This is a genomic window from Pseudomonas sp. B6(2017), from assembly GCF_002112765.1.
Taxonomy (GTDB): domain Bacteria; phylum Pseudomonadota; class Gammaproteobacteria; order Pseudomonadales; family Pseudomonadaceae; genus Aquipseudomonas; species Aquipseudomonas piscis.
Genome location: NZ_NEIQ01000001.1, coordinates 452,081 through 465,243, shown reverse-complemented (window position 1 = coordinate 465,243; position 13,163 = coordinate 452,081). Strand labels below are relative to the sequence as shown.

The 13,163-nt window shown below is 62.1% G+C and carries 13 protein-coding genes; 2 read left to right on the top strand and 11 right to left on the bottom strand.

Annotated features, from left to right (window positions below; all coding sequences use genetic code 11):
* Positions 1 to 14: 14 nt before the first annotated feature.
* Positions 15 to 1,373 (bottom strand): glutamine synthetase family protein, encoded by a 1,359-nt coding sequence (locus tag CAG11_RS02240; RefSeq protein WP_022641707.1) that lies wholly within the window; start codon positions 1,371 to 1,373, stop codon positions 15 to 17.
* A gap of 38 nt (positions 1,374 to 1,411) precedes the next feature.
* A complete protein-coding gene (locus tag CAG11_RS02235) occupies positions 1,412 to 2,194 on the bottom strand; it encodes a gamma-glutamyl-gamma-aminobutyrate hydrolase family protein (protein WP_022641708.1) in 783 nt (260 codons plus the stop codon).
* A 278-nt stretch (positions 2,195 to 2,472) separates the two neighbouring features.
* Here CAG11_RS02235 and CAG11_RS02230 point away from each other — a divergent pair, with 278 nt between their 5' ends.
* Both CAG11_RS02230 and CAG11_RS02225 read left to right on the top strand, forming a co-directional pair.
* The gene (locus CAG11_RS02230) at positions 2,473 to 3,849 is read left to right on the top strand and encodes a glutamine synthetase family protein (RefSeq protein ID WP_053133826.1); all 1,377 of its coding nucleotides are present in this window, start codon (positions 2,473 to 2,475) and stop codon (positions 3,847 to 3,849) included.
* A 141-nt stretch (positions 3,850 to 3,990) separates the two neighbouring features.
* Positions 3,991 to 4,629, top strand: coding sequence for a TetR/AcrR family transcriptional regulator (locus CAG11_RS02225; RefSeq protein ID WP_085594362.1), 639 nt, complete (start codon positions 3,991 to 3,993; stop codon positions 4,627 to 4,629).
* Between the two features lie 21 nt (positions 4,630 to 4,650).
* On the opposite strand, the gene coaA is transcribed toward CAG11_RS02225, so the two are convergent.
* From coaA to CAG11_RS02180, 9 genes are all read right to left on the bottom strand, one after another.
* Positions 4,651 to 5,568 carry a type I pantothenate kinase gene (coaA, locus tag CAG11_RS02220; protein WP_085594360.1) on the bottom strand — a complete coding sequence of 306 codons (918 nt, stop codon included), beginning with the start codon at positions 5,566 to 5,568 and terminating at the stop codon, positions 4,651 to 4,653.
* A 118-nt stretch (positions 5,569 to 5,686) separates the two neighbouring features.
* Entirely contained in the window at positions 5,687 to 5,902 is a 216-nt protein-coding gene (locus CAG11_RS02215) for a molybdopterin-binding protein (RefSeq protein ID WP_011064106.1), read from the bottom strand.
* Positions 5,903 to 5,990: 88 nt separating this feature from the next.
* Positions 5,991 to 6,797 carry an aliphatic sulfonates ABC transporter ATP-binding protein gene (gene ssuB / locus CAG11_RS02210; protein ID WP_022641710.1) on the bottom strand — a complete coding sequence of 269 codons (807 nt, stop codon included), beginning with the start codon at positions 6,795 to 6,797 and terminating at the stop codon, positions 5,991 to 5,993.
* Positions 6,794 to 7,582, bottom strand: coding sequence for an aliphatic sulfonate ABC transporter permease SsuC (ssuC, locus tag CAG11_RS02205; protein WP_085594358.1), 789 nt, complete (start codon positions 7,580 to 7,582; stop codon positions 6,794 to 6,796). Before ssuC ends, ssuB begins: the two co-directional genes overlap by 4 nt.
* A 9-nt stretch (positions 7,583 to 7,591) precedes the next feature.
* Positions 7,592 to 8,740: an FMNH2-dependent alkanesulfonate monooxygenase gene (gene ssuD / locus CAG11_RS02200; RefSeq protein ID WP_022641712.1), complete on the bottom strand. Its 1,149-nt coding sequence runs from the start codon at positions 8,738 to 8,740 to the stop codon at positions 7,592 to 7,594.
* Between the two features lie 24 nt (positions 8,741 to 8,764).
* Positions 8,765 to 9,730 (bottom strand): sulfonate ABC transporter substrate-binding protein, encoded by a 966-nt coding sequence (locus tag CAG11_RS02195; protein ID WP_053133817.1) that lies wholly within the window; start codon positions 9,728 to 9,730, stop codon positions 8,765 to 8,767.
* 90 nt (positions 9,731 to 9,820) lie between these two features.
* On the bottom strand, positions 9,821 to 10,414 hold the full coding sequence (gene ssuE / locus CAG11_RS02190; RefSeq protein WP_022641714.1) for an NADPH-dependent FMN reductase: 594 nt from the start codon (positions 10,412 to 10,414) through the stop codon (positions 9,821 to 9,823).
* 207 nt (positions 10,415 to 10,621) lie between these two features.
* Positions 10,622 to 11,260, bottom strand: coding sequence for a peroxiredoxin (locus CAG11_RS02185; protein ID WP_085594356.1), 639 nt, complete (start codon positions 11,258 to 11,260; stop codon positions 10,622 to 10,624).
* A 275-nt stretch (positions 11,261 to 11,535) separates the two neighbouring features.
* On the bottom strand, positions 11,536 to 12,879 hold the full coding sequence (locus CAG11_RS02180) for an OprD family porin (RefSeq protein WP_085594353.1): 1,344 nt from the start codon (positions 12,877 to 12,879) through the stop codon (positions 11,536 to 11,538).
* Between the last annotated feature and the right edge of the window lie 284 nt (positions 12,880 to 13,163).

Sequence of the window (13,163 nt, the reverse complement as noted above, 5' to 3'; positions counted from 1 at the left end):
CGGCGCCTGGCGTGTCAGACGGCGAACAACAGGAACTCCCTCTCCCAGGAACTGATCACGCGCTTGAAGTTTTCATGCTCGGCTCGCTTGACCGCGACGTAGCCGGTGATGAACTTGTGGCCCAGGTACTTCTCGATGGTCTTGCTGTTCTCCATGCGTTCCAGGGCGTCCTCGATGGTCAGCGGCAGGCGCAGGTTGCGGCGCTCGTAACCACGGCCCACCACTGGCGCGCTCGGATTGTGCCCTTCGACCATGCCGATGAAGCCGCACAACAGGCTGGCGGCGATGGCCAGGTAGGGGTTGGCATCGGCACCCGGCAGGCGGTTTTCCACCCGGCGGTTCTGCGGCCCGGCATCTGGCACCCGCAGGCCCACGGTGCGGTTTTCCTCGCCCCACTCGACGTTCACCGGCGCCGAGGTATCGGGCAGGAAGCGGCGGAACGAGTTGACGTTGGGGGCGAACAGCGGCAGCAACTCGGGGATGAACTTCTGCAAGCCGCCGATATGGTTGAGGAACAGCTGGCTCATGGTCCCGTCGTCGTTGGAGAAGACGTTCTTGCCGGTGCTGATGTCGACGATGCTCTGGTGCAGGTGCATGGCGCTGCCCGGCTCGCCGGTCATGGGCTTGGCCATGAAGGTGGCGGCCACATCGTGCTTGAGCGCCGCTTCGCGCATGGTGCGCTTGAACACCAGGATCTGGTCGGCCAGGGACAGGGCGTCGCCGTGACGGAAGTTGATCTCCATCTGCGCCGTGCCGTCCTCGTGGATCAGGGTGTCGAGATCCAGCTCCTGCAACTCGCACCAGTCGTAGACGTCCTCGAACAGCGGGTCGAATTCGTTGGCGGCCTCGATGGAGAACGACTGGCGCCCGGTTTCCGGACGCCCGGAGCGGCCCACCGGCGGCTGCAGCGGGTAGTCGGGGTCGTCGCTGCGCTTGGTCAGGTAGAACTCCATCTCCGGCGCCACGATCGGCTGCCAGCCATGGTCGGCATAGAGCTTGAGGACCTTCTTGAGCACGTTGCGTGGCGATAGCTCGATGGGGTTGCCTTGCTTGTCGTAGGTGTCGTGGATCACCTGGGCGGTGGGCTCGATGGCCCAGGGCACCAGGTACACCGCGTTATGGTCCGGGCGGCAGATCATGTCGATGTCCGCCGGGTCCAGCAGTTCGTAATAGATGTCGTCTTCGACATAGTCGCCGGTCACGGTCTGCAGCAGCACGCTCTCGGGCAGGCGCATGCCTTTTTCGGCGATGAACTTGTTGGTCGGCGAGATCTTGCCCCGGGTAATGCCGGTCAAGTCGCCGATCAAGCATTCGACTTCTGTGATCTTGTGGTCTTTCAACCAATCAGTGAGCTGGTCGAGGTTGGTACTCATAAATGCCTCTAGGCTGAGTTTCCTGACTCTCTATTAAGTCAGGCGTTGTGTGACGCTTCGGCGTCGCGCTGTTTTGCCCGCTCGCGGCAGGCATCACCAAAAGCCTGGAAGATGGCCAGGTAGTGAGGATTGCAGCTTACCTGCCATTCGGGGTGCCATTGCACCCCCAAAGCAAAAGCCTTGCTCCTATCGACGGAAATCGCCTCGACCAGCCCGTCCGGAGCACGCGCCTCGACCCGCAAGCCCGGAGCCAGACGCTCCACGCCCTGGGCATGGATGGAGTTGACCTGCAGGGTTTGCGGCAGGCCCAGGTCGGCCAACACGCCACCAGCCTCGACATGCAGTTCATGGGCCGGGGCGTACCAGTCATCCAGGGGCTGGCCGGGTTCATCCGCATGGCGGTGGTCCATGAACGGCGGCACCTGGTGCACGTTCTGGTGCAGGCTGCCGCCCAGGGCGACGTTCATTTCCTGGAATCCGCGGCAGATGCCCAGCACCGGAACCCCGGCCTCGACGGCGGCCTGGAGCAGCGGCAAGGTGGCGGCGTCCCGTGCAGAATCATGAGCAGTGCCCGGCGCGCTGGCCTGGCCCTGATAATGGAAAGGTTCGATATTGGAAGGGGAGCCGGTAAAGAGGATACCGTCCAGTCCGTCCAGAATATCGGACGGTGCCAACAATGGAGCCAGGGATGGGAGGATCACCGGCAGGCCCTGGGCCGCGGTGGCCACTGCCTGGACATACTCGTCGCCACTGATGTGGTAAGCGTGCAGACCGATCTGCCTGGAGCAGGCGGTGACGCCGATTAACGGCCGGCGAGACATGAAACACCCCGGTATTATTGATGTTATGGGTTTGAGCCGAGCTTAGCCTTGTTCATTTTTTTACACAACACCCCTGTAAAAGATACAACACAGCTCACTCAAGCCTGGGGCAGGCAGGGTGCCCGAGCCCATAAAAGCGCCCTGTTTTACTGCAAAAATGCCCCGCCAGCCCTTTATTAGGGCAAAAAAGGCCTCGCTTGACTTCGGCATGCCGTTCGGGTTGACTGAAACCAGAAAAGATCAATGATTGATATTTTTAACAACAAAGGTGTTGCATCATGTCGGTACCCCCGCGTGCCGTTCAGCTTAACGAAGCGAACGCGTTCCTTAAGGAACATCCTGAGGTTCTGTACGTCGACCTTCTGATTGCGGATATGAATGGTGTGGTGCGCGGCAAGCGCATCGAACGCACCAGCCTCCACAAGGTTTACGAAAAAGGCATCAACCTCCCGGCTTCCCTCTTTGCTCTGGATATCAACGGCTCCACGGTGGAAAGCACCGGCCTGGGCCTGGATATCGGTGACGCCGACCGGATCTGCTATCCGATCCCCGACACGCTCTCCAACGAACCCTGGCAGAAGCGCCCCACCGCACAGCTGCTGATGACCATGCACGAGCTGGAAGGCGAGCCGTTCTTCGCCGACCCCCGTGAAGTGCTGCGCCAGGTAGTGAGCAAGTTCGACGAACTGGGCCTGACCATCTGCGCCGCGTTCGAACTGGAGTTCTACCTGATCGACCAGGAGAACGTGAACGGCCGTCCACAGCCTCCACGCTCGCCGATTTCCGGCAAGCGCCCGCAATCGACCCAGGTCTACCTGATCGACGACCTCGACGAATATGTCGATTGCCTGCAGGACATCCTCGAAGGCGCCAAGGAACAAGGCATCCCGGCCGACGCCATCGTCAAGGAAAGCGCCCCGGCGCAGTTCGAAGTCAACCTGCACCACGTCGCCGACCCGCTCAAGGCCTGCGATTACGCAGTACTGCTCAAGCGCCTGATCAAGAACATCGCCTACGACCATGAAATGGACACCACCTTCATGGCCAAGCCTTATCCAGGCCAGGCGGGCAATGGTCTGCACGTCCATATCTCGGTGCTGGACAAGGATGGCAAGAACATCTTCACCAGCGAGGATCCCGAGCAGAACGCCGCGCTGCGTCACGCGATCGGCGGTGTGCTCGAGACCCTGCCAGCGTCGATGGCGTTCCTGTGCCCGAACGTCAACTCGTACCGGCGTTTCGGCGCCCAGTTCTACGTGCCGAACGCGCCGAGCTGGGGCCTGGACAACCGTACCGTAGCGCTGCGCGTACCGACTGGTGCACCGGACGCGGTACGTATCGAGCACCGGGTAGCCGGCGCCGATGCCAACCCCTACCTGCTGATGGCTGCCGTCCTGGCGGGCGTGCACCACGGCCTGACCAACAAGGTCGAGCCAAGCACGCCAATCGAGGGTAACGCCTACGAACAGGTTGAGCAGAGCCTGCCGAACAACCTGCGCGATGCCCTGCGCGAGCTGGACGACAGCGAGATCCTCAACAAGTACATCGATCCTAAGTACATCGACATCTTCGTCGCGTGCAAGGAAAGCGAGCTGGAGGAGTTCGAACACTCCATCTCCGACCTCGAGTACAACTGGTACCTGCACACCGTCTGAACGGTCGGCAGCCAAGAACGCCGCGTAGCCCAAGGCTCGCGGCGTTTTTTTATGCCCGTGATACGTGATCGTGGCTCATGCCTGCCACTACAGGAAACAGCGCCCTGGCGTACAATGCCGGCTGTCCAACAGGAGACCCCGATGACCCGCACCGCCCCCCTTCGCAAGCCCCAGGCTCGCAGCCAGGCCCGGATCGACTCGATACTCGACGCCGCCCGCACCCTGCTGGCCGCCGAGGGCGTGGCCAGCCTGTCGATCTACAGCGTGGCCGAAAGGGCGCAGATTCCACCCTCATCGGTCTATCACTTCTTCGCCAGCGTCCCGGCCCTGCTGGAAGCCCTCACCGCCGATGTCCACGCTGCGTTCCGCGCCTGCCTCCAGGCCCCCATCGAACACGGCCAGCTCACCAGCTGGCGGGATCTGTCACGCCTGGTGGAACAGCGCATGCTGGCCATCTACGACGAAGACGCCGCGGCCCGCCAGTTGATCCTGGCGCAACACGGACTCACCGAGGTGACCCAGGCCGACCGCCAGCATGACCTGGAGTTGGGCGAGCTGATGCTCCAGCTGTTCGACCGGCACTTCGAACTACCTGCACTGCCCCGGGATGTGGACGTGTTCGCCCTGGCCATGGAGCTGGGCGATCGGGTCTACGCACGCTCGGTGCAGCAGCACGGGCAAATCACCGCCCGCATGGCCGAGGAAGGCATGCGGGTGTTCGACGCCTACCTGGGCCTGTACCTGCCGCCCTACCTGCCCAAGCGCTCCACGCAGCCCTGAAGCCGGACTTGAACCTGAACTTCAGACCTGGCGCAGCAACAGCTTGTCGATGTGGTGGTCCACGGTCTTGTGGATGATCAGGTTGGCCCGCTCCCGGGTGGGCAGGATGTTCTCGACGAGGTTCTTCAGGTTCACCCGGTCCCAGGTATCGGACGCCATGGCCAGGGCCTCGGGGTCGGAGAGCCCCTTGAACTTGTTGAAGTAGGAATCCGCTGACTGGAACGCGGTGTTCTTCAGGTAGACGAAGCGCTCCAGGTACCAGGTCTTGATGGCTTGCGGCGCGGCGTCGACATAGATCGAGAAGTCGATGAAGTCCAGGGCATGCAGGCCCTGCCCTTGCGCGCCCTGCAGGACATTCAGGCCTTCGAGGATGACGATGTCCGGCGCCTCCACCGACTGCGTTTCATCGGCCAGGATGTCGTAGCGGACATGGGAGTAGATGGGAATCTGCGCAGTCTCGCCCCGCCGGCATACCGCCTGCAGGAACTCCAGGAACAGCGGTTCGTCGTAGGACTCGGGAAACCCCTTGCGGTGCAGGATGTTCTTTTCCTGCAGGGTGGCCAGGGGAAAAAGGAACGAATCGGTGGTCACCAGGTGCACATTGGGCTTGCCTGGCCAGTAGGCCAGCAATGCTGCCAGGACCCGGGCAAAGCTGCTCTTGCCCACCGCGACACTACCGGACACGCCGATCACATAGGGCACCCTGGCCCCGGCCTGCGGCGCCTTCAATGCCTGCACCCGGGTTGCGTGCAAATGCAGCAGGCGCGACAAAGGAAGCAGGATCTGCCTCACCTCCTCGGGCGCCATGGGCTGGGTCGGGCTGGTCAGCGTCTCCATCTCGGACGGCGCCAGGCTCATGGGTTCCCCGGCCCGGAGAGCGGCCCAACGGTCGCGATCGAACTCCAGGTACCCTGCTTTTGGACCCTGCTTTGTTGTCATGTCTGTACTGTTCAGGCCGTGCGAAAGCAGGGAAAGTATCAAATCTGACCGGTATTTACAGCGTCCATGAAAAAAGCCCCGTAGGGCGCGTACCCTGCGGGGCTGTCTACGGCGGCATTCACAACTTGGCGATCGAGACCTCGGTGGACTTCACGAAGGCGATCACTTCACTGCCGATGGACAGTTCCAGCTCCTTGACCGAGCGCGTGGTGATCACCGAAGTGACAATGCCGGAAGCGGTCTGCACGTCGATTTCCGACAGTACATCACCCTCGACGATTTCCTTGATGGTGCCCTTGAACTGGTTGCGAACGTTGATGGCTTTGATGGTCATGGTATTTCTCCTGGGGTCGAAAAACAGAACTGCAAGTTTCAAGCGGTCAGCGGCAAGCCCAAGCACGACACTCTGGCTTGCCGCTGCTCTAGAGCGCCCAACGCAGCTGCGTGGGCAAAGGTGAAACGGGTTCCGGCTCGGGCGGCGACCCGGGCAATGACAACACGCGATTGAGCACTTCGGTCTCCAGCGCCGCCAGGCGATGGGAACCTCGCACTCGCGGGCGCGGCAGCTCGACGTGCAGGTCCAGGCCGACCTCGCCGTCTTCGATCAGGATCACCCGATCGGCGATCGCCACCGCTTCGCTGACATCGTGGGTCACCAGCAGCACGGTGAAGCCATGCTGCTGCCACAAGCGCTCGATCAGCTGCTGCATCTCGATCCGGGTCAGGGCATCCAGGGCCCCCAGCGGCTCATCCAGCAGCAACAGCCGTGGTTGATGGATCAGCGCCCGGGCCAGGGCGACGCGCTGCTTCTGGCCACCGGACAAGGCCGCCGGCCATTCATTGGCCCGATCCGCCAGGCCCACCGCCTCCAGGGCCTCCAGGGCCTGGGGCCGCCAGTTGCCCTTGAGTCCGAGCCCGACGTTGTCGATCACCTTCTTCCAGGGCAGCAAGCGCGCGTCCTGGAACATCAACCGGGTGTCCTCGCGAGCCTCGGCCAGCGGCGCGGCGCCAGCCAGCAACTGGCCAGCGCTGGGCTGGTCGAGGCCGGCCAGCAAGCGCAGCAAGGTGCTCTTGCCACAGCCGCTGCGCCCCACCACCGCGACGAACTGGCCAGCGGGAATATGCAAGTCGATTTCCCGCAGCACCTGCCGCGAGCCGAAGGTCTTCTGCAGCTTGCGCACCGCCAGCGGGATGCCCCGCAGCAGCCGCGGCGGTTGCTGGGCAGTCATTGCGCACCTCCCCTGGCGACCTGGTAGGCCGGGTGCCAACGCAGCCAGACCCGCTCCAGGCCACGCGCGGCAAGGTCAGCGAGTTTGCCCAGCACGGCGTACATGACGATGGCCAGCACCACCACGTCGGTCTGCAGGAACTCCCGGGCATTCATCGCCAGGTAGCCGATACCGGAACTGGCGGAAATGGTCTCGGCGACGATCAAGGTCAGCCACATGAAACCCAGGGCGAAGCGCACCCCCACCAGGATCGAAGGCAAGGCACCGGGCAGGATCACCTGGCGAAACAGGGCGAAGCCCGACAGCCCATAACTGCGGGACATTTCCACCAGTGCCGGATCGACGTTGCGGATGCCGTGGTAAGTGTTGAGGTAGATCGGGAACAAGGTCCCCAGGGCGACCAGGAAGATCTTCGCCGACTCATCGATGCCGAACCACAGGATCACCAACGGGATCAGCGCCAGGTGCGGCACGTTGCGGATCATCTGCACCGAGCTGTCCAGCAGGCGCTCGCCCCATTTCGACAGGCCGGTGATGAAGCCCAGCGCCAGGCCGATACCGCCGCCGATCAGGAAGCCCAGCCCGGCGCGCCAGCCGCTGATGGCCAGGTGGGTCCAGATATCGCCGCTGCGGATCAGGTTGGCCCCGGCCTCGATCACCGCGCTGGGTGCCGGCAGGATGCGCGTCGACAGCCAGCCGGCCGAAACCGCCAGCTGCCACACCGCGAGCAACAGCAGCGGCAGCACCCAGGGCGCCAACCGTTGCACTATGCGTTCTCTGTTCATGGCCGCACCTCAGCTCTGGGACGCGGCTTTGGGGATGATGTCGTTGGCCACCATCTCGCCGAACGGGCTGACATAACCGGCAGCCTCCGGCAGCTTGGGCCGCTCGATGTCCAGGTGCGGGAACAGCAGTTCGGCCACCCGATAGGACTCTTCCAGATGCGGATAACCGGAGAAGATGAAGGTATCGATCCCCAGGTCCGCGTACTCCTGCATCCGCGCCGCCACCGTAGGCCCGTCGCCTACCAGGGCGGTGCCAGCGCCACCGCGCACCAGGCCGACGCCGGCCCAGAGGTTGGGGCTGACTTCCAGCTTGTCGCGACGACCGCCGTGCAAGGCCGCCATGCGCTGCTGCCCCACGGAATCGAAGCGCGCCAGGGACGCCTGGGCCCGGGCGATGGTCTCGTCATCCAGGTGGGAGATGAGTTTTTCCGCGGCTTTCCAGGCCTCTTCGTTGGTTTCCCGCACGATCACGTGCAGGCGAATGCCGAAGCGCACGCTGCGCCCTTGCCGAGCGGCCTTTTCCCGTACTTGGCGGATTTTTTCGGCCACGGCGGCGGGCGGCTCGCCCCAGGTCAGCACCATGTCCACCTGTTCGGCGGCCAGGTCCTGGGCCGCTTCCGAAGAGCCACCGAAATACAGCGGCGGACGCGGTTGCTGCAAGGGTGGATAGAGCAGCTTGGCGCCCTTCACGCTGATGTGCTGGCCGTCGTAGTCGACGGTCTCGCCTTCCAGCACCCGACGCCAGATCCGGGTGAACTCAACCGAAGCCTGGTAGCGCTCTTCATGGTCGAGGAACAAGCCATCGCCGGCCAGCTCGTCGGGGTCGCCACCCGTCACCAGGTTGAACAGCGCCCGTCCGCCGGACAACCGGTCCAGGGTCGCTGCCTGGCGCGCCGCCACCGTCGGGGAAATGATCCCGGGGCGCAGGGCCACCAGGAACTTCAGGCGCTGGGTCACTGGAATCAGCGACGCCGCCACCAACCAGGAGTCTTCGCAGGACCGTCCGGTAGGGATCAGCACGCCACCGAAACCCAGGCGGTCGGCGGCCTGGGCGATCTGCTGCAGGTAACCATGATCGACGGCGCGGGCGCCTTCGGCGGTGCCAAGGTAATGGCCGTCGCCGTGGGTGGGCAGGAACCAGAAGATATTGAGGCTCATGGAGTGGTCTCCTAAGGGGTCGGGTTACGGCGCTTTGGCCACGGCAGCGCCGGGCGTCCAGATCACGTCTTTGATGTTCAGGGGCTTGGGAATCAGCTTGAGCTGGTAGAAGCTGTCGGCGATTTTCTGTTGTGCGGCGATCACTTCCGGGGTCAGGAAGCCTGCGCCGTAGCCCTGGCGCTTGACCGAGGTCAGGGTGATCTCGGGGGACAGGCCCAGCAGCGGCGCCACCTGTTGGGTAACCTCTTGCGGGTTGGCCCTGGACCACTCGCCCACCGCCCGCACTTCCTCCACCAGGGTCTTGATCACCTCAGGGTGCTGTTGCGCATAAGGCTTGGTGGCCAGGTAGAACTGGTGGTTGTCGACGATACCGCTGCCATCACGCAGGGTTCGCGCTTGCAGCTGCTGTTCGGCGGCGGCCTGGTATGGGTCCCAGATCACCCAGGCATCGACGCTGCCACGCTCGAAAGCGGCGCGGGCATCGGCCGGAGGCAAGAACACAGTCTGGATGTCGCTGTACTTCAGGCCGGCATCTTCCAGGGCACGGACCAGCAAGTAATGGACGTTGGAGCCTTTGTTGAGCACCACTTTCTTGCCCTTGAGCTCCTGCACCGAGCGGATCGGCGAGTCCTTGGGTACCAGGATCGCTTCGCTCAGGGGCGCCGGCGGCTCATAGGCCACGTAGAGCAGGTCGGCGCCAGCAGCCTGGGCGAACACTGGCGGGGTCTCGCCGGTCACGCCGAAGTCGATGGAGCCGACGTTCAGCCCCTCCAGCAGTTGCGGACCACCGGGAAACTCGGTCCATTGCACGTCGACACCTTGCTGGGCCAGGCGCTTCTCCAGGGAGCCCTTGGCCTTGAGCAGGACCAGGGTGCCGTACTTCTGATAACCGATACGCAGGGTCTCGGCCTGGGCTTGGACAATAGCACCGAAGGACACAGCCGCAGCAAACAGAGCGACCAGACCACGGCGCAAAATGACAGGGCGCATGGCGCTCTCCTTTTGGCTGTTGGGTTATGGCTGCACCTGCTTGCCCGTTGGCGGGCGAGTAAGGCCAGTGATGCAAATCAGGGGTGTGGCTCAGATACTCCAGCGAGCACTGAGCAGGCGTTCGTTCAGCAGGCCCGGGTCCAGCGGCCTGGGTCGGCGCGCCAGGGCGCTGTGGAACTGCTCCAGGGCTTCGCGCAGGCGCTGCTCCAGGGCCTCGGCCAATTGTGGCTGGGCGCTGCCTTCGCCATAGGCGATCTGACTGTCCTCGGCAAAGATGCCCTGCAGCATTTCCTGGGCCTTGAGCGCCGACAGCACCGGTTTCAAGGCGTAATCCACCGCCAGCATATGGGCGATGCTGCCGCCGGTGGCCATGGGCAGCACCACCTTGTGGTGCAAGGCGCGCTCGGGCAGCAGGTCGAGCAAGGTCTTGAGCGCTCCGGAGAAAGACGCCTTGTACACCGGAGTAGCGATCAGCAAACCATCGGCCTGTTCGATCTGCTGCAGCAGGTCGATGATCCTGGGGCTGTCGAAGCGGGCATGGAGCAGGTCTTCGGCGGGGAAATCCCGCACCTGGTAGCTGACCACCTCTACGCCCTGCTGCTGCAACCAGCGCCTGGCCAACTCCAGCAGCACCCCGGAACGGGAGCGTTGGCTGGGACTGCCACCGAGAGAGACCACCAGCATGCAGGGATTCCTTGAGCGATTGGGGCGATTCGCGGGATGCGATCTCGCCGGACTGAACAGACCTTAACAGTCTATTTTTATATCCATAAATCTTATTTTTTCATTTGTTTATTCCTTATATGAATATAAGGAACACCGTTTCGCAGGCCCAAAAAAAGGCCGTCGAAACGGCCTGAAAACCCCTGCTTTGTGGATCTGTCACGCGCCTCAACGGTTGGGTTGTGGAGTCAGCCGCAGGTAGGGCTTCACCGCGCGATAGCCTTTGGGAAAACGCCGCTTGATTTCCTCTTCGTCCTTGAGGGACGGCACGATCACCACTTCCTCACCGTCCTGCCAGTTGGCCGGGGTGGCCACCTTGTAGTTGTCGGTGAGTTGCAGCGAGTCGATCACCCGCAGGATCTCGTGGAAATTGCGCCCGGTGCTGGCCGGGTAGGTGATGGTCAGGCGGATTTTCTTGTTCGGGTCGATGATGAACAGCGAGCGCACGGTCAGGGTGTCGCTGGCATTGGGATGGATCAGGTCGTAGAGGTCCGAGACCTTGCGGTCGGCGTCGGCCAGGATCGGGAAGTTGACCCGGGTGTCCTGGGTCTCGTTGATGTCCTCGATCCAGCGGTGATGGGAATCCACCGGGTCCACCGACAGGGCGATGGCCTTGACCCCGCGCTGGGCGAATTCGTCCTTGAGCTTGGCGGTAAAACCCAGCTCGGTGGTGCAAACCGGGGTGAAGTCCGCCGGATGGGAAAACAGCACGCCCCAGCTATCGCCCAGCCACTCGTGGAAACGAATCTTGCCGGCACTGGAATCCTGTTCGAAGTCGGGGGCGATATCGCCCAGTCTGAGGCTCATGGGTGCTGCTCCTGTGAGTGCGTGATGACGCTACTCTGCCTCGGACGCAGTTTATTTAAAAAGAATAAATATCGATTTATTAAGATCGAAAATGAATATTAAAAATCTCTTCACTGGACTCGCGGACAGGCCGGGAACACTCTTGGCCACAAGGTTCGAGAAGGCCTTGAGTAGCTGCAAGAAAGAGGGGAATTCAGGAAGGGCTCACGGGGGTGGGCCTGACTTGGAACGAAGCCTCGCCCGGCATTGCGCCGGGCGAGGTTTTTTATTGCCGATTACAGCAGCGGGATCGAGTAGCTGACGATCAGGCGGTTTTCGTCCTGGGAACGAGTATTGGCCAGGTCGGTACGCCACATGGCGTTTTTCCAGGCAAAGCCCAGGTTCTTCAGCGGGCCTTCCGGAATGACATAGGCAACGGTCAGGTCGCGCTCCCACTCGGTCTTGCTGCCCAGGGCGGTATCGATGTTGTTGCCACGCAGGTAGACCGCGTTGGCGGTCAGGCCTGGCAGGCCGACCTTGGCGAAGTCATAACCGTAGCGGACTTGCCAGGTACGCTCGCCAGCGCGGGCGAACTTCTGGATCTGCATGTCGGTGATGGTGCTGTTGGACGAGCCATCGCCCTGGTTCAGCCAAGGGAAGTCGCTGTCACCCTTGGTGTACTGGTAGCCGGCACCGAAGGTATGGCCTTCGATCGAGTACAGGGCCAGGTAGCTATACAGGTCGTTGTCGACCTTGCCCTTGGTGACCTTGTTGCCGTAGTAACCAGTGGTGTAGTAGCTGGAGGTATCGCCATTGCGGCCATCGTCGCGGCTGCGGTAGTAGCGCAGGTCGCTCTTCAGGACGCCCGGGCCGATTGCCCAGTTATGCACCAGGCCGAGGAAGTTCTGGTTGTAGAAGTTCTTCAGTTCGCCGTAGTAGTACGAAGCGGTCAGATCCTTGGTGATCTTGTAGTCCGCGCCTGCGTAGTAGAACTTGTTGCTGAACTCGCCAGCATCGTAGTTCGAGTTGCCGTTGGCACCAGCGATGGACAAGCCTTCGTTGTTGCTCGAGTTACGGCCCTTGGCGCGCTCGACCTGGCCTGCGGTCAGGGTCAGGTCCTTGATTTCGTTGGAGGTGATCTGCCCGCCCTGGAAGGTCTGTGGCAGCAGGCGGCCGTCGTTGTACTTGATCACCGGGTTGTTCGGCATCAGGGTGCCGATCTTCAGCTCGGTCTGGGAAATCTTGACCTTGCCGGTCAAGCCCAGGCTGGCGAAGTCATGGACAGCTTTGTTGCCATCACTTGGGAAAACAGTACCGCCAGAAGCACTACCGGTGTAGTTGCCATGCTCTGCACGGCTAGAGTCCAAGCGCACGCCATACAGGCCGATAGCATCAACACCGAACTGTACGGTGCCCTGGGTATAACCCGAGATGAAACGCAGGTCGAAGCCCTGGCCCCACTCGGAGTTTTTGTTCCGGGTGTTGGACGTCGCCGATGGCTGGCCATCACGGTTATCGGTATTGATATAGAAGTTACGCAGCCCCAGGGTGGCCTTGCTGTCCTCGATGAAACCAGCGGCGCCTGCCTGCTGCGCCAAAACCCCTACGGCCACAGCCAGGGCCAAGGTGGACTTGTTCATGTATCGCTCCTCTCGTTTTCTAATTCTTGTGGTTCCTGGCCCCAGATCGATACGCCCGGGTGCCACAGATGTGCGATTAGCGCCAGACCGTGACTGACAAGTCAATCGTAACGATCTGTGTCTTCGACCAATGTCTAATCGCAGTTATTTGGTCCATGCAGGTTAATGAATAACTCATAAACCCAAAAAGAATTATTCCATTCTTTCTCATACCCTTCAGGAATAAAGCTCGCCATCCGGCAGCCAAAAGCTCCAGCGTAGACCCTCGCGAGCCCATTCCTGAA